We start from the raw sequence: 16,972 nt of genomic DNA on the forward strand, positions 1-16,972 counted from the left end.
CAAAAAATTTAAGATGCCAAATAAAAAAATCTCCCAAAATTTCTTGTGGTGCGGGCGTCCCGCCCGCCATTTATCTAGGACGGGCGGGACGCCCATCCCACAAGATGGGGAGTTATTTATCTAGGACGGGCGGGACGCCCATCCCACAAGATAGATATTTATTTCTTGGAAATCCCTCCCTCATAACTGTAAGGGCGCAATGCTTTGCGCCCCTACTAACCACTAACCACTAACGAAACCTCATAAATATCAACTTTTGGAAACGGGTTTTCAATTTACCTAATCTGCTAAATATAGACTTTGCCCATTTCCAATCCAACACGTCGTGTAGCAGAGTATAAAAACAGGGAATAACAAATAATGTCATTAGCGTAGCGATCGCCATCCCAAAAAATACGACAATTCCCAAAGGCTGCAAAAACTCTGAACCTTCGCCAATACCTAAAGCCAGGGGGAACAAACCTAGAATAGTCGTGACTGTGGTCATTATAATGGGACGCAAACGCTGGGGAGCAGCTTTAAGAATGGCGACTTGACGAGTACAATCTTCCTCTTGTTGAATTTGGTTAGCCAATTCCACCATGAGAATTCCTGCGTTTACCACAATACCCACAAGTAACACTGCACCAACTATCACTGTTGCACCAATAGCTGTCTTGGTGATGTAAAGCCCAAAAATACCTCCAGCCAATGCCAACGGTATAGTGAACATAATAACCAATGGGTCAATCAGAGAGTTGTATTGCACAGCCATGACGACGAAAATCAAAAATGATGCCAATGCTCCTAGAGTTTTTAAGGAATTTTGCAATTGTTGATTGGTTTGTTGAGCAGAACTGGGGATAAGTGTCACTCCCTCAGGTAATTTAAGATTCTTAAATACCTCCGAAACTTCTGTTAAGGCATTACCAAGACTGGCTCCTTCGCTTAAATTACCAGCTATTACAAAAACTTGACGTTGATTGATACGCTGAATCTCTCCCGGTGCTTGACCTTCCTCAATGCGAGCAATGTCTCTTAACCGGACTTGTTGCTTATTTTGTGTAAATAGCGGTAATCCTTCTAACTGAGACGGACGCTCAATGGCTTCTTGATTCAACTCTACTCGCACATCAACTAAACGGTTACCTCGCTGAATCTGTGTAGGTACAGAACCCTCAATTGCTGTTTGAATCGTTTGACCAATTTCTTGTGCTGTCAACCCTAAATCTGCGACTCTTTCCCATTCAGGACGGATTTGAACTTCTGGCTGACGGGGATCGGCGTCTGGTCGAAATCTCGCAGATGTTACCCCTTCCTCCAAAGCTTGTAGTACTTGTCTACCAGCTTGTTGTAACTTTTGTTCGTCCTGACCTTGCAGGATAACATCAATCTCCGAACCTTGGGCTGGGGTATTCGTTAAGATAAGACCCCGTACTTGACCGGGGTTAAGGCGCAATAGAATTCCTGCTAGGTTAAGTTTGTTAAATTCCCGGTTAACCCGTTGAACAAACTCCTCAACATCTTTCCCTGGTTTTAAAGTAATAGTGCTGCTAGCACGGAGAGGATTTTCACTCGTATTAGTACCAAAAAGAAAACCCCCAACTGTTGTAAAAATATAATCAGTTTCCGGTTGCTTCATTAAAATATCATCTACAACCTGCATGACTTTCTGAGAAGTTGCTAGAGGTGTACCGGGAGGAAACTGTACTCTTAGGTTAGCTTGTCCGGTGTTGATGCGCGGCAAAATTTCTTGCTGAATCTGACCTGCCATAAACAAGCTGCCACCACCTGCAATGATAAAGACTACAGTAATGACAAGTATTTTATAGCGTAAAACTCTACTCAGTATTCTGCTATAAAGGTTTGTTAAATTTTCAAATCGATTATTAAACTGTCGCAGCAGCCAAAACTCACTAATACGACTAGACCAAGGAATTGCTAACAGTCGAGAACATAGCGTTGGTACAACTGTAACGGCAACAACCAATGAGGCAGCAACTGCAAAGCTAATTGTTAGAATCAGTTCATTAAATAGTAGTGAGATAAATCCACCAATTAACAAGAAGGGTACGACAGAAACTAAGTTGGCAGCAGTGGCGGCGACTAGTGCAGACTCTACTTCTTGTGAAGAGGCAATTGCTGTGTCGATAAAGAATTGGGGATTGGCGATTGGGGAACTCGGGGCCCCCTCTGGGGATAAGGGGCAATGGCGATTGGGGATTAGGCGGGGATTAGAGTCTTTCTCCCACTCCACTACTTCACTACTCCGCTTCTCTCTTTGAGTAGGAATTTTACCAGTTTTTTCGGCAACGTTCTCTAGAATAACGACTGATGTATCAATGGCTTGACCTATTCCTAGAGTTAACCCTGCAAGACTAAATACGTTTAAAGTTAAACCAAACAGCTTCATCAAAATTATTGCTGCTAGGGTACACAGTGGAATTGCTAAACTAATAATAAATGTTTGCCGTATTGACCCTAAAAACAACAGGACTGCTGCTGCTGCTAATAACGCCCCGGAGATTGCTGAGAAAATTACATCATTTAATGAATTACGAATGAATTTTGACTCATCTGTTGTGGGTGTCAAAATCATATCTGGCTGAATTAAGCCTGACTGCCGCAATTCTTCAATTCGCTTTTTGACACCATCAACAACTGCAATTGTGTTGGCATCAGGTTGCTTTTGAACTGATACTTTGACTGCAGGTTGACGGTTCAAATAAACAAACAATCGCTGCTCTTCTGTACCATCAAGAACCTCCGCAAAATCTCGCAAATATATACGACGGGGAGGAGTGGAGGAAGGGGAGACGGAGGAAGTGGGGGCAGAGGATGAGGACGATGAGGTGGATTGGGCAACTTGAAAGGAAAGGTTGCGAATTTCATCGGCATTTTGAAATCGTCCAAAGGTGCGGGTTAGTGGTTCAGTATTTTGCCCTAGAATCCGACCACCGGATATGTCTTGATTGCGGGCTGTGAGTTCATTAAGGACATCATTTAACCCAACACCTAACGCTTGCAGACGATTTAAATCAACAAGTACCCTCACTTCTTCTTCGGCTGCACCAGATATATCTACTGAGGCAACTCCTGGCACAACGCTAAGTTCGCGAGAGAGTTCTTCATCTGCAAATACTCGTAAATCTTTACTTTGTAATGAGGAAGAGGTTAGCGCTAATTCGTAAATTGGTTGTTGAGATGGGTCAAATTTAAATATGCGTGGTTCTTCAATAGTGTCTGGTAATTGTCCTCGCCCTCGGTTGAAAGCAGCTGTGGCATCGTTTAAAGCTTGTTCAATATCTCCCCCTGGCTGGAAAAATAAATCGAGACTGACTTGTCCTTCACGAGTGCGTGAGAATACTTGTACCACGTTCTCAGTGGCTGATAAAGTTTCTTCTAGGGGTCTAGTGATTTCATCTACTGCCACTTCTGGGGAAATACCTGGTGCTTCTAAGCGAACACCTATTCTTGGGTAAGTAATTGATGGTAGCAGATCGACTTGAATGGTTGTGAGGAAAAATATACCAACTACAATGACTGCTACAGTTAGCATGAGTGTACCTATATGCTGGCGAATAGATATAGTGCTAAAACTGAAGCCGCTACCTTGATTTATCTGCTGCATACGTCAGTGGGGATTGGGGATTGGGGAACTCGGGGCCCCCTCTGGGGATAAGGGGCAATGGGGATTGGGGAACTCGGGGTCCCCTCTGGGGATAAGGGGCAATGGGGATTGGGTGTTGGGGAACTCGGGGTCCCCTCTGGGGATAAGGGGCGATGGGGATTGGGCATTGGGAAAAACTCAATGCCCAATGCCCTCTTACTGTTGTTTCTCTGATAAAATTGAGAGTCTGACAGCAGCGCCATCTTTTAACGGTTTACCACTGCGAGCCACAAATCTTTCTCCTGGTTGCAAGCCGGATAATATTTCTACTTTGCCATCCGCTTTTTCCCCTAGGGTTACTGCTCTAGCTGTCACTGTTGGTTTTTTGCCTGCTTCTGTCACCACAAATATTGTTCCTTGGCGATTGGGTGTTGGGGATTGGGGATTGGGGAACTCGGGGCCCCCTCTGGGGATAAGGGGCAATGGGGATTGGGGATTGGCGACTGGGGCGTTATTGCGTCTCCTCTGCTCCCCTGCTCCCCTGCTCCCCTGCTCCCCCTCTCCCCCTCTTTCTCCAAGGGCTGTCTCAGGTATCAGCACTCTGGCTTGTGCTTGAGTTTCAAAATTGGCTCTTGCTAGCAATCCACTGCCAATTTTGCCGTCACTGTTTGGTATCACTACTTCTACGGGTATTAGACGAGCTGTCCTATCTGCGGCTGGAGAAATACGTGTGACTTGTCCAACATAAGTTCGATCTGGAAACGCATCTAACCTCACTTTTACAGATTGTCCTACCCGGATTTTTGCCAGTTCTAATTCAGAAACTTGAACTTCGATTTTGATGCGGCTGAAGTCGCCTATTCTCAAAACTTCATTGCCAGCTTGCAGAAAATTTCCTGGTTCTGTCACTTTTTCTAATACTGCTCCGGTAATGGGAGAGATGAGTCTTGCATAGGAACGGCGTTCTTTTGCTTCTGCAAGCACTGCTTGTTGTGCGACAACTCTACCTTGTGCTGCGCCTAATGCTTCTTGTTCTGTACGGACTTGCTCTTGTGCGGCGCGGAGTGCTTGAGCTGTGGTTCTGGCTTGAGTACTTGCTTGTTCGGCTGCTTGTTGTGCGATCGCTCCCTCTTTTAATAATTTCTGCTGTCTTTGGGAATCGGCTTGTGCTTGTTGTAGTTGTGCTCTGGATCTTTCAACTTCAGCACGCGCATTGCTGACTTGTGCTTTTGCTCGTGCGACTTCCGATCTCAGAGCTGCTAATTCTGCTTCTGCTTGATTTTGGGTGGTTCTTAACAGGGCATCATCCACTTGTCCGATCGCTTGCCCTTGATTGACGCGATCTCCTACATCTACATTTAATGCTAAGATCTGCCCTTCGACTCGCGATCGCAGCGATACTGTCCGGAAGGGTACAGTCGTTCCTGTATACTCTGGTTCTTGACGTAGCAATCCTGTTCGAGCTGTTGCTACATCCACAGGTATTGCACCTCCACTCCTTTGATTGTTTCCCGGACGTCGTGACTCAGCCTCAGCTGATTCTTTTGGCAGTGAACCACAACCTGCTGTCAGTAGTCCTACACTTAGTATTGAAGCAATCAAAATGTTTTTCCGACTAACTCCTGTTGTCATGAAGGTGATGTTAGGCTTTTGTAATTGCCTTTCAACCGTACAAGTTTGCTTGCGTGCTCTTTTCCGTATTTTATTTCCTTCCAAAAACATTGACATTGCTCCCACTAGGGTAGTTTACTTCACCCGATAGTTTTCTTTTCTAAATGTTTACATACTAAGTAAATAGATGCCATGACATCCAAGCCACTTTAACTATGGTAAGTTAAGCGCCTGTAATTTCCCCTGAATATTTGTACTTTTCTTTACATGAATTGCTTCATTCTTTTTAAGAAAATTCTAACAATTGTTAATTTTTTTTTAGCTCTACCTAAAGTAAAGACTTAGCTTCATACCAGTTTGTTTCTCTCAAACTAGACCGATCGGATTGTGGAATCTACAAAAAACTGTGAGAAATCTAACTTAAGAGAGTTGTCACAAAAGTCAGAATACTGATTTTCACTATTGTAGTAATTCTATCAGTTAGTTTCCTAAATCTATAGATAATATTAAAAAAAATCAAGAAATCTGGTATTTAAGACACACATAGTGTATTTAAACCCAACACTTGATGAAACTTTATATTAGAGAGGAAGACTACCAGTGACAGCACTACTTAAACTTGCACAAAGCTCTGATGAATCTCTATTAATTGACTTTTTTCGAGAATCCGTTGGGATGTGGCGGTCTGAACGGCGTTACTACACACTACCGGACGGAGAAACCAAAGAAGTCGTAAGTACGATCGCTATACGGTTTTTAACTGCAGGATGCGAGGAATTGCAAAAACTAGCTCAAATGCACGATTTGCCAGAGACAGTAAGTTTAATATGTGGTACTGAAGTCACTTGGGAAAGTGCCAATTCCGTAACAGGAAGGAAAGAGTCTAATGGTTCAACGCTGTTTGGTGCATTGGGAAACATTTTGTATCGCGATCGCGGTTTTGCAACAGCTAAGCCTATTACTGCTGAATATTACTTCCCAAACCCCAAAACCCTATGTTTGAGAACAGAGTACAACGGTTCAGTGTTTGAGGAAGAGTTAAAGTTTATTGGTAGCAAGTACCGCACTCGTCAGTCAATTATCTCTCGTGCGGGCGAACAAATCATGATTGGTCAGTATTTAGAAAAAAGAATAGATTAGGGTAGAGGGCAGACGGCACTACTGAAATATACGTAGAAACATCCGTAGTTTGGTGGGCATTGCCCACCAAACAGTACTACTGCACAAAAATTGTATTTGCTGCAAGTAAGCGATCGCTCTACATAGTAATCATAAATCATTCGTAAAAAATTTTAAGCACTGTAGGGTGGGCAATGCCCACCACTGAAGCTTTTGGTAGGCATTGCCCACCCTACGTGTGTTTCAAAAATCTGCGGAGGAGTCCTACATAGCAAAAGTCATCTATTCAAGTACTATAGTAATCCTATCTGATTTCTGAAAAAATCTCAGTACTGTAGGGTGGGCATTGCCCACCAATAGATTTTCGGTGGGCAATGCCCACCCTACCACGTATATTTCAAAAATCAAATAGGAGACCTATATTACTTAAATGTAAACTTTTGATTTTAAATTTAAATTTTTACTTTGGAATTTGGAAAAAAACCTAGAGAAAATTCCACTTCCAAGAGAATAAAGTGCAAAGTTAAAAGAATGGTATCCTGTTTTTTAGGAGGACTTATTTAATGGGTAAATTCTTTCTTCCTCCTCTTCCCCCAGACGATCAGCCATCCCGAAGCATACATCTTGATGTGTTGCTTGTGAGGCAACTAGAGGAAGCTATTTGTCAGAAGTTTTACAAAGCTTGCGGTCCCATAATGCGATTTTTGTTGTCTAGTTGTCACTGGTATTTCACAATAAATGCTGGCACATTGACGCTACTCATTATCTGCTATGACTTAGAAAGTTACTGGCATATCGCGAATGTTGTTCCCGATATTTTTAAAAAATTAAACCTATTTTCTAATAGTGCCAAAATTCGCTTGTGTCCCCCGGTAGACAAGGGAATTCCTTGGGAAGTTGGGATGGATGAAGTTTAAGTGGCAGATTGAGATTGAGTAAAAATTGGGGCTATAGGTGCTAACTCAACAAAGTTTTCTTTTCAAACGGATTTGTACTTGGTAGGATCGGATCGAGATCGGACTCGATTACCAACTTATTTGGTAAAACTATGCCAAGAAAAGAACAAGGATGGATTACGTTTCAAACCTCGGAGGAGGAGAGAAAGATTTTAGAGGAATTTTGCCAACAGTCTCAGCGCACCAAAACAGAAATTTTGCGGGAATTAGTGCGGGGTCTCGATCGAGAACCTTCTGTAGCGCCATCACGATCGACTCAGCGCAAAGGAAAAAATGATGCTTGGAGTAGTGAAGTCAGCCCTGGGATAGATGTTTTAGGTCAGAAAAAACCTTTAAAAGTCAGTTCTCGGAATATTTTAAAAGGAGTTGTCAAACGAGTTATTACAGGAGCCGTAAATACTGAGGTTACACTGGAGATCGTTCATAAAGTTGAACTTACCTCAATTATTACAAGAGTTTCAGCTGATGAGTTAGAGCTAACAGAGGGAAAAGAGGCTTATGCTGTGATCAAGTCTAACGATATTGTCATTGCTAGCGAGTAAGCTCGATCTTCATTTTTTGTAATTATTTATACAAAATAAAGTCAGGAACTTCCGTCTATTATGTTAGGATGGGCATCCTTGCCCATCCCACAAGAATGGAGATGCCCATCCTACAAAAAGTAGATTGGGTATTTTTTATTTGGAATGTATTTTGGTCAAAATACAAAATTTTGACTATGGCTCAACCTTGACACCTCTCCAAAAGGCAATGTAACCTTCAATATTCTTTGCCTTTTCCTTAGCACTAGGGTAGTACCAAGCAGCATCTTTGTTGAGTTGTCCGTCAACTTCAATACTGTAGTAACTAGCAACACCCTTCCAAGGACAAGTTGTATGAGTGTCGCTCTCCTTCAAGTAGTCCTGATTGACTGCATTAGGGGGGAAGTAATGATTGCTTTCCACAACTACAGTGTCATTGCTTTCGGCTATAACAGCACCATTCCAGATTGCTTTAGGCATATGCGATCGCTACTAGTGAGTATACATAATCATATTATCGTTTCAAGACGGGTTTCTTTCCCATATACTTAGAGACGTTTATACCAAAAAATTGGCGATCGCAAAAAATAGTAACAGATGTGGCTCAACGATACACTCAAGCTCAATGGTTACTTCTAACAGGTACTCTACATGGTACTACAATCGACAGCGCGTATGTTTTCTTCAAGGATGTTATTGGTTACGACCTTGCAGGATTTTATCAAAGAAATTCTGAACGGATAAAAAAACAAATAGAGGATATCTTAACAGCTTTACTTAGTGCCTAATTGATAATAATATGAAATTAACACAAACTCTTGGTCTTCATAAACATCTCACATATAAAGGTAATCTAAAGCATACTCGTTATGGATGGTTAAGACTCACACCGGCCTATTCAGTTCATCTTGTTTCAGATTTATTGGAAACACACAAAAATAAAAATCCAGTCGTACTAGATCCCTTTTGCGGTACTGGTACAACAGCACTTGTATGTGCAGAAAAAGGAATCAAAAGCTATACCACTGATATTAATCCATTTCTTGTATGGCTTGCACATACTAAAACTCGTTTCTATAAAGCGGAAGAAATAACAGCTTTTGTAGAAATTTCTAATGTAATTATAGAAAATATCTGTACAGCCGAAGTAGAAAATATTTGGATTCCTCCTTTGCACTAGATTGAGAAGTGGTAGGATGAAAAAACATTAAGCATTCTCGGTTATATAATGAAGACTATTAGTAAAAGTGAAAAGAGTGTTTCAGAAAATGTGGTTGATTTACTGAAAATAACGTTTTGTCGTCTTATCATTGAGCGTGCTAATGTCAGCTTTAGACATCAATCAATGTCATTTAAAAGTGGCGATAATACTCACCCATTAGAAATTAGGGAAAATGAAGTAGAAAAAAGTTGGAGACAGACAGTATCTGTAATAAGTAAATCAGCAAATTCAAATATTATTTTGCAGCCGCGCATTCTTCTATGTGATGCTAGAAATCTTAGTATGAAGTTAGAGCAAAACCATTACACCTGTGTCATTACATCACCACCCTATCCTAATCGCATGAGTTATATTCGTGAATTACGCCCATATATGTACTGGCTAAAATACTTGACAAACGCACGAGACGCGGGTGAGCTTGATTGGAAAGCAATTGGTGGAACTTGGGGTTGTGCCACAAGTAATGTAGGAAAATGGAAACCGGAGTATGACTTGAAAATTCCTTATGATGATTTTTACGACATTCTGAATAAAATAGCTCAAACTAGCGATCTACTCTCTCGTTATGTGCATAAGTATTTTTATGATATGGTACAACACTGTAGAGAACTTTTTAGTGTAGTGAAACCAGGAGGAGATATCCATTATATTGTAGGTAATTCCAAATTTTATGACATAATGCTTCCAGTCGAATGCATTTTTGCAAGCATTTTTAAATCAGTTGGCTTTGTAAATATAAGTATTCACACAATTCGCAAACGAACATCGAAAAAAGAACTTTATGAGTTTCTGGTCTCAGCACAAAAACCAGAATAATGGAGCGATTTCTGTAATACACTAGGCTTTACGCTCAGCCAAACTTGGTTACGCTCGTCTTCGGTATATCCGATTACAACTGCTTCTATCGGTGAGCCAACATCAGGGTACATCTCTGGTGTCATGTCCCCCGTATCAACAAAGTCTGTAATTTGAACAATTCCTCTTACATTTTCGTCATCAATATCAACGAAGATTCCGAATGGGAAATGACGCTCGACTTTACCATGGATTAATTCTCCAAGTCGATACTTGGATTTTACTTGATTCCAAAAGTTATGACTCATACGATGATTTTAGCTTGTGGCTTTTCTTCCTCAGCTAGAATTAGTTACAATCAAGTGCAGGCAAGCTGCCTTCTTCGTACAAAATTGATGTATGTATCAGTCTCCCACTCTAGAACAAGCGCTAAAACAATACTTTGGCTACGATACCTTCCGCCCCGGACAACGGCAAATCATCGAACAAGCGCTCTTAAATCGGGATTTACTGATCGTTATGCCCACTGGTGGGGGAAAATCTTTATGTTTTCAGCTTCCTGCACTCCTTAAAAAAGGTGTCATGGTTGTTGTATCGCCACTCATAGCTTTGATGCAAGACCAGGTGGAAGCATTGCGAAATAATGGTGTTTTTGCAACATTTCTTAACAGCAGCCTCAATGCCTATCAAGTGCGATCGCGTGAAGAAGCCCTGCTCCAAGGTAAAATCAAACTACTCTACGTTGCTCCAGAACGGCTAGTCAGCGAAAGATTTCTGCCTTTACTCGATCTCGTCCATCACAAAGTTGGTATTTCTGCCTTTGCAATTGACGAAGCCCATTGCGTTTCAGAGTGGGGACATGACTTTCGCCCAGAGTACCGCCAACTGAAGTTATTACGCCAACGCTACCCAGATATACCTGTCTCTGCCCTAACCGCCACAGCAACCGATCGCGTCCGTGCTGATATAATCCAACAATTAGGATTAAACCAACCTATCATCCACATTTCTAGCTTTAACCGCACAAACCTTTACTACGAAGTCCGTTCTAAAACAAAATCTGCTTTCGCGGAATTATTGGAACTGATTCGAGAAACAGATGGTTCGGGAATTATCTATTGCTTAACGCGCAAAAAAGTTGATGAACTCACTCTTAAACTCCAACACGAGAAAATTTCTGCTTTACCATATCATGCTGGATTAATAGATGACGAACGCAATCAAAATCAAACTCGGTTTATTCGCGATGACGTGCGCGTTATCGTGGCAACAATTGCCTTCGGAATGGGAATTAATAAGCCAGATGTGCGGTTTGTGATTCACTTCGATCTACCCCGAAATATAGAAAGTTATTATCAAGAATCAGGTAGGGCGGGAAGAGATGGAGAAACATCTCGCTGTCTGCTTTTTTATAACTTTGGTGATGTCAAAACTATAGAGTGGAGTATCAATCAAAAAACCGCTCCTCAAGAACAATTGATTGCCAAACAACAACTACGGCAAATGATAGATTATGCTGAAAGCACAGTTTGCCGTCGTACAATTCAATTGGGTTATTTTGGAGAACGGTTTGCAGGCAATTGTGGAAATTGCGATAACTGTCGTCATCCCAAGCCAGAGGAAGATTGGACTATCGAAGCCATGAAATTTTTATCATGCGTGGCTCGATGCAAAGAAAGGTATGGAATGGGTCATATTATAGATGTATTACGGGGTGCAAAAACTCAGAAAATTATCCAAAACGAACACGATAAACTATCTACTTATGGAATTGGGAAAGATAGAGGTTTAGATGAATGGCGAATGTTAGGACGTTCTCTGTTGCATCAAGGTTTTCTCGAACAAACAAGCGATGGTTATGCAGTCTTAAAACTGAATGCTTTAAGTTGGGAAATCATGCGCCGACAGCGAACAGTGACTCTTGCTGTTCCAGTTGCACAAAGAGTAACCATAACAGACAGGGATGCAAAAGCAGCAGAGGTAGATTTACTTTTACAGAAATTGCGATCGCTCCGCAAACAAATTGCAGACTCTCAATCTGTTGCACCTTACGTCATCTTTTCTGATTCTACATTAAGATTGATGGCACAGATGCAACCTAAAAGTTTATTAGAATTTAGTAAACTCTCCGGGGTAACTAGTCATAAAGTCTCGCAATACGGAGACCAATTTCTAGCAGAAATTCGTACTTACCATCAAAAACAAGGTTTGCTAGAGAAGAAACTCAATTCTACACCATCTGAAGAATTACCTATAGGTACAGAACTGTACACATTGCAACTGCACCAACAAGGTTTGAGCGTTCAAGAAATTGCGAAAAAACGCAATCTTCGTCCGTCAACCATTATCGGTCACCTTTGCAATCTCATTGAGAAGAAGCAGCAAATAGATTTAAATTTATTAGTGTCTGTAGAGAAACAGCAAAAAATTAGACAAGTCTTAGAAATTCTTGGAGATGTTCCTCTCACACCTATCAAAGAGTATCTTGGGGATAACTACAGTTTTGATGAAATTCGTCTTGTAAAGATAAAGTGGCGGTATAAGGGGAAGAAGTGATAGGATTTGGGATTTGGGATTTGGGATTGAGATTCTGCTCGCGCTTTACGGAGTAGGCGATAATGCTAAAAATCGCAATAATACAGTATAGCGGTTAATTTAAATCTAACAAAACTATTAAGTTTGAGAGCGTGGTAAAGTTCGATCTAAAAGATAATTAGTCATAAAGTAAAATAAAGCAATTAAGATAATTGCAGGTACTGTAACTGATAACAAATTTCTTGTTTTTTCTGAGCCAGCTACTTCAATAGCAACGGTTAATAGAATTGCAGTCATCCCATTTTGATGACCAAACATAACTCTTGCTTTGTTTGCCATAGACTCTTTTAAAAACAGGAGAGTGACAATAACTTGTCCTAAGAAAAATGTGGAAAATGCCAGGATTCCCCCAGAAAGCCAATCAAAGCTTAGATTAGTAGACAATAAACCAATAACAATCACACTAAAATAAAAAATAGGAGAAATCATTATTTCTAGTTTTTCTGATGCAGTTGGTCTTAGAAAGAGTCCAGCAAATGCAGACAAAAGAAATGAATCAGATAAAACACTATAAACAATAATTATGACTCCAAAAATTATTTCTAACAAATTTTTTATATGAGGACGTATTGTCTTTATCCACTTGCTAAAGTAATAAACTGTAAAACAACCAACAATATCAGCACCAATCCGTACAAAATATTGACTCCAACTGAAATTAGTTGAGACTAGCAGTGGTAAAAAAATATAAAAAGCAAATAGTATACTAATTGGGTCATCAAAACTAGTCCAAGCTCTCAAAATAGTCTCAGACTTTTTGCTAATCTTGCTACTATCAAGAGATTTAGCTGAGGCAATTGGGTCTATTTGAGCAATCACTGTTGCACATAAGTAGGCGACAGGAGCCAGATTTGGTGAAAGAAGAGCTAGAAGAAAACCCGGTAAGACAATTTTTATTGGGACTCCAAGAACTAAAATCCTGATAATTAATCCTAAATGTCTTTTAAATAAAGTTTTATCAATATTTAATACATTGATGTATAGGCTTAATGCGATCGCAGTATTCATTATTTCTTCAAGATAGGGAATGGTTGTAGCATTGATCCCAAATGCAACTGCAAACCAATGAGCTGCAAATCCCAATCCGAGTGACAAAATACTTAATTTAAGCATTACATTTTAACAATAGTAGTAGAGATGGTAGGCCAGGACAGCCGCATCATCTCAACAAGAACAGTATATTCTCAACAGAGTCTAAATCAATTTCATTAACCTATGCTTATTGCTAAAGGTTTAGGCGATCGCTTTGAGTTCTGCAAACTAAACTAAGCGAGAAAGACTCTTTCTTTCGTTGATTCTTAATCTTGGTCGAGGTGTCACCTTGAGAGTAAGCCAAAACTATTTTTTCTCGTAAGTCGATAGAGTAAGCTTTCATTTTCTAAGTTGACGCACTAAATTATTACTGTACCTCATTTACCTGCAATATGCTGTACCTTCTGTGCCAAAAAAGTATCACCATTGACAAACGAGATGGTATGCTAATGATGCACCAGCTATCCCGCCACCTATAACGATCGCGTCGTACACTGTATTCATATGCTTAACTTGGGAATTACTAAGATTATTTGGACACTGATAACTGTCTAAATCATGACCGAGTAGGTAGCATGACTTTCATGCCTCATTAGGAGGATTTTTCAAGGTTGAATCAAAAAGCGAGATCCGATCGCTTTTTCTATTAAACAAAGCTTATGATGAATACAAAAGACATAAATTTATAGCATATCAAAGCAATGGAGTTAGCAGAAAATGACGATGATATAGAAGCATTTCTACTTGAGAGCTATGAGAATCTAGATCGAATTGAACGAGACATTATTAATTTAGAAAAAGCATCTTCTAGCGGAGAAGCTTTAGTTCGTATTTATCGATCGCTTCACACCTTGAAAGGGAACTGTGGCTTTTTACCGTTTCCAAAATTAGAATCGCTTGCTCATGCAGGGGAGAGTTTGCTAAGTTCTTTGCGGGAAAGTACCCCACATCAACCTGACGGCGATGCTCCCAGAAGGAGCCGCCCAAAGGGCGAACGCAAGCTAGCAGTGACCCCTCAAATTGTTAGTACCTTACTGCAAACAGTTGACAGCATTCGTCAAATTCTATCACAAATAAAAGCAACCAAGCTTGAGGGCGATAACGATCCATCAGCACTCATCGCGACTTTAACCCGATTGCAGGAAGAAATCGAACAATCAACCCCGTCACAACAAAGTGAGTTTGTTGAGTCGAGGGATAGCGAGCTTCCAGAAACTTCAGCTTTAAGTGTATCAGAATCATCTCACATCCGAGTCAATGTTTCTCTATTGGACCGGGTGATGAACTTGGTAGGCGAACTCGTTTTAGTCCGCAACCAAGCGCTTGGTTTTTCAGATCGGTTTCAAGATACTGCCTTTGTTGCAACTTGCCAGCACCTTAACCTAATTACCGCTCAATTGCAAGAAGGAGTGATGAAAACTCGGTTGCAACCAGTGAGTACTATTTGGCAAAAATTTCCTCGCGTGATTCGCGATTTGGCGAGCGCTTCCGGGAAACAAGTTCAGGTAGAAATGGAAGGCGTAGATACGGAACTGGATAAAACTATTGTGGAAGCGATCAAAGATCCCTTGACTCACTTAGTCCGTAACTGCATCGATCATGGCATTGAGTTACCAGCCGAGCGGATTGCTTGTGGTAAATCAACTGTAGGACGCATATTTTTGAGAGCTTTTTATGAAAGTGGTAAAGTGAATATTGAGGTTGGCGATGATGGTCGCGGTCTCGACCCAGAACGACTCAAAGAGCGATCGCTACAGCTTGGTTTGGTGAGTGCTATACAAGCAGCGACAATGAATGAGTCGGAGGCTATGAATTTAATATTCTTACCGGGCTTTTCCACTAGCGAACGGGTAACCAACCTTTCCGGACGAGGGGTGGGGATGGATATTGTCAAGAGCAATATTGAGAAAATTAACGGTAGCATAGAAATTCACAGCCAACAGGGACAAGGAACAACATTCAAACTGAAGATTCCTCTGACGCTGACAATTATCCCAGCATTAATTGTAGCCAGTGGAGGCGATCGCTATGCCATTCCCCAAACGAGTTTGCAAGAGTTAGTTCGCTTAGAAGCAGAAGCACTCAATAGTATTGAGATGCTTTACGACGTACCCGTGTATCGCTTGCGGGGCGAGCTCGTACCAATAGTTTACTTCAATCAAGTGTTGCAGATCGAGGACAGGGTTACCAACTCCGAAACACTGAGTCTTGTAATTGTTCAAGCTGAAAATTGTCGATTCGGGCTACTTGTAGACACAATTGAAGATATCCTGGATATTGTTGTAAAACCTTTGGGAAAGCAGTTGCAGGCGCTATCCCTATTTGCAGGAGCAACCATTCTGGGGGATGGCAGAGTCGCATTGATTGTTGATGTTGCGGGTTTAGCAAACCGAGCGGGTATAATTACAAAACAAAAGCAACTCTTGTCGAGTGACACAGAAACAAACATCCAAAATCAAGTCGAGCGCCAACAGATTTTGCTATTTCAGGGACCCCAAAATACACCTATGGGTATTCCCCTCACAATTGCGTTTCGGTTAGAAGAAGTTCCTCGTTCTGCTGTCGAGAAAGTAGGAAATCAGTATGTAGTGCAGTCTTACGGTAAAATTTTGCCAGTTATCGATCTGCATACAGTATTTGGCGATGGCGAAGGAGCTTTTGCAAGTGAAGCAGAGACGCTTGCGCTTGTCATTGTTTCTCTCCACTCAGAATTGAGTGTTGGGCTAGTGGTCGATGATATTCTGGATATAGTAGATGAGCCACTGACAATCACAGGTATCCCTAGTAGACCGGGCGTTCTCTTAAGTGCTGTCATTCAAGGTAAAATTACGGAAATTCTTGACATTGACACCGTGATTCAAATTTCCAACCCCTATTTACTGCAAACAACCAGTCGTGGCTGAACAACAACTTTGCACTTTTTTTCTCAACAAAATTTACTTTGGTATTGATATACAGTACGTTCAAGAGGTGATTCGTCCCGAAGTGATGACTCGTATACCTTTAGCACCACCTGATATTTGTGGACTCATTAACCTACGCGGACAAATTCTCACCGCCATCAATTTGCAGCAGCGATTAGAAATGGGCGAGTCAGTCATGCGATCGACTGCTAAATTAATAGATGAAGCACCGGGATTTCATATCGTTGTCTGTTTGGACGATGAAGCAGTTAGCTTGCTCGTCGATGAAGTCGGGGATGTCTTGGAGTTTACAGAAAACACCTTTCAACCCCCACCTGCAACGTTGAAAGGTAGAATGCGTCAAATGCTAGCGGGAGCTTATCCACTCCAAGAGGGGTTTGTACTAGTTCTAGATATCAAAAAAATTTTAGCTGTGAATTTTAAATAAAATTGGAAAGGATGTTTGAAAAGTGGTTGGCTGTGATTTTCATCGCATTATTACCCCCCATTATCCCCCCTTGGAAAGGGGGAGAGCTGATTTCTCCTTGGAAGGGGGGAGAGCTGATTTCTAGTTCCCTCCCCAATACATCGGGGAGGGAACTAGAAATCAGCTCTCCCCCCTTCCAAGG

At 41.2% G+C, this 16,972-nt stretch carries 16 protein-coding genes; 9 read left to right on the top strand and 7 right to left on the bottom strand.

From position 1 onward, the window contains the following. Positions 1-229: 229 nt before the first annotated feature. Both ACKTT2_RS41635 and ACKTT2_RS41640 read right to left on the bottom strand, forming a co-directional pair. Positions 230-3,610 (bottom strand): efflux RND transporter permease subunit, encoded by a 3,381-nt coding sequence (locus ACKTT2_RS41635; protein ID WP_407897583.1) that lies wholly within the window; start codon positions 3,608-3,610, stop codon positions 230-232. A gap of 195 nt (positions 3,611-3,805) precedes the next feature. Then, positions 3,806-5,221 (bottom strand): efflux RND transporter periplasmic adaptor subunit, encoded by a 1,416-nt coding sequence (locus ACKTT2_RS41640; RefSeq protein ID WP_407897623.1) that lies wholly within the window; start codon positions 5,219-5,221, stop codon positions 3,806-3,808. Positions 5,222-5,800: 579 nt separating this feature from the next. Between ACKTT2_RS41640 and ACKTT2_RS41645 the strand changes: the two genes are divergently transcribed. The 3 genes from ACKTT2_RS41645 (at position 5,801) to ACKTT2_RS41655 (ending at position 7,817) form a co-directional block, all read left to right on the top strand. Next, complete coding sequence (locus tag ACKTT2_RS41645) at positions 5,801-6,340, top strand: phycobiliprotein lyase (protein WP_407897585.1); 540 nt, start codon at positions 5,801-5,803, stop codon at positions 6,338-6,340. Between the two features lie 542 nt (positions 6,341-6,882). Next, positions 6,883-7,236, top strand: coding sequence for a hypothetical protein (locus ACKTT2_RS41650; protein WP_407897587.1), 354 nt, complete (start codon positions 6,883-6,885; stop codon positions 7,234-7,236). 131 nt (positions 7,237-7,367) lie between these two features. Then, complete coding sequence (locus ACKTT2_RS41655) at positions 7,368-7,817, top strand: TOBE domain-containing protein (protein WP_407897589.1); 450 nt, start codon at positions 7,368-7,370, stop codon at positions 7,815-7,817. Positions 7,818-7,991: 174 nt separating this feature from the next. Here the strand turns inward: ACKTT2_RS41655 and ACKTT2_RS41660 are convergent, their stop codons facing one another. Continuing rightward, complete coding sequence (locus tag ACKTT2_RS41660) at positions 7,992-8,276, bottom strand: DUF427 domain-containing protein (protein ID WP_407897591.1); 285 nt, start codon at positions 8,274-8,276, stop codon at positions 7,992-7,994. Positions 8,277-8,395: 119 nt separating this feature from the next. Between ACKTT2_RS41660 and ACKTT2_RS41665 the strand changes: the two genes are divergently transcribed. The 3 genes from ACKTT2_RS41665 to ACKTT2_RS41675 are packed head-to-tail and all read left to right on the top strand — an operon-like array spanning position 8,396 to position 9,834. Beyond that, positions 8,396-8,584 (top strand): hypothetical protein, encoded by a 189-nt coding sequence (locus ACKTT2_RS41665; protein WP_407897593.1) that lies wholly within the window; start codon positions 8,396-8,398, stop codon positions 8,582-8,584. Positions 8,585-8,595: 11 nt separating this feature from the next. Beyond that, on the top strand, positions 8,596-8,976 hold the full coding sequence (locus tag ACKTT2_RS41670; protein ID WP_407897595.1) for a DNA methyltransferase: 381 nt from the start codon (positions 8,596-8,598) through the stop codon (positions 8,974-8,976). Positions 8,977-9,024: 48 nt separating this feature from the next. After that, on the top strand, positions 9,025-9,834 hold the full coding sequence (locus ACKTT2_RS41675) for a hypothetical protein (protein ID WP_407897597.1): 810 nt from the start codon (positions 9,025-9,027) through the stop codon (positions 9,832-9,834). Here the strand turns inward: ACKTT2_RS41675 and ACKTT2_RS41680 are convergent. Next, a complete protein-coding gene (locus ACKTT2_RS41680) occupies positions 9,798-10,121 on the bottom strand; it encodes a S1 RNA-binding domain-containing protein (RefSeq protein ID WP_407897599.1) in 324 nt (107 codons plus the stop codon). The genes ACKTT2_RS41675 and ACKTT2_RS41680 overlap by 37 nt on opposite strands. Positions 10,122-10,212: 91 nt before the next feature. Here ACKTT2_RS41680 and recQ point away from each other — a divergent pair, with 91 nt between their 5' ends. Continuing rightward, positions 10,213-12,369 carry a DNA helicase RecQ gene (recQ, locus tag ACKTT2_RS41685; RefSeq protein WP_407897601.1) on the top strand — a complete coding sequence of 719 codons (2,157 nt, stop codon included), beginning with the start codon at positions 10,213-10,215 and terminating at the stop codon, positions 12,367-12,369. Between the two features lie 117 nt (positions 12,370-12,486). Here recQ and ACKTT2_RS41690 read toward each other — a convergent pair whose 3' ends face one another. Further along, positions 12,487-13,521, bottom strand: coding sequence for a cation:proton antiporter (locus ACKTT2_RS41690; protein ID WP_407897603.1), 1,035 nt, complete (start codon positions 13,519-13,521; stop codon positions 12,487-12,489). Between the two features lie 112 nt (positions 13,522-13,633). Continuing rightward, positions 13,634-13,783, bottom strand: a complete 150-nt coding sequence (locus tag ACKTT2_RS41695) for a hypothetical protein (RefSeq protein WP_407897605.1) — start codon at positions 13,781-13,783, stop codon at positions 13,634-13,636. A 358-nt stretch (positions 13,784-14,141) separates the two neighbouring features. Here ACKTT2_RS41695 and ACKTT2_RS41700 point away from each other — a divergent pair, with 358 nt between their 5' ends. Both ACKTT2_RS41700 and ACKTT2_RS41705 read left to right on the top strand, forming a co-directional pair. Beyond that, positions 14,142-16,343, top strand: coding sequence for a chemotaxis protein CheW (locus tag ACKTT2_RS41700; RefSeq protein ID WP_407897607.1), 2,202 nt, complete (start codon positions 14,142-14,144; stop codon positions 16,341-16,343). Continuing rightward, positions 16,336-16,791 (top strand): chemotaxis protein CheW, encoded by a 456-nt coding sequence (locus ACKTT2_RS41705; RefSeq protein ID WP_407897609.1) that lies wholly within the window; start codon positions 16,336-16,338, stop codon positions 16,789-16,791. The genes ACKTT2_RS41700 and ACKTT2_RS41705 overlap by 8 nt, the downstream gene beginning before the upstream one ends. On the opposite strand, the gene ACKTT2_RS41710 is transcribed toward ACKTT2_RS41705, so the two are convergent. Then, a partial coding sequence (locus ACKTT2_RS41710; RefSeq protein ID WP_407897611.1) for a hypothetical protein occupies positions 16,784-16,972 on the bottom strand: 189 nt, incomplete at its 5' end. The genes ACKTT2_RS41705 and ACKTT2_RS41710 overlap by 8 nt on opposite strands.

The organism is Scytonema hankhaensis NUACC26 (assembly GCF_045865695.1).
Classification (GTDB): Bacteria; Cyanobacteriota; Cyanobacteriia; order Cyanobacteriales; family Nostocaceae; genus Scytonema.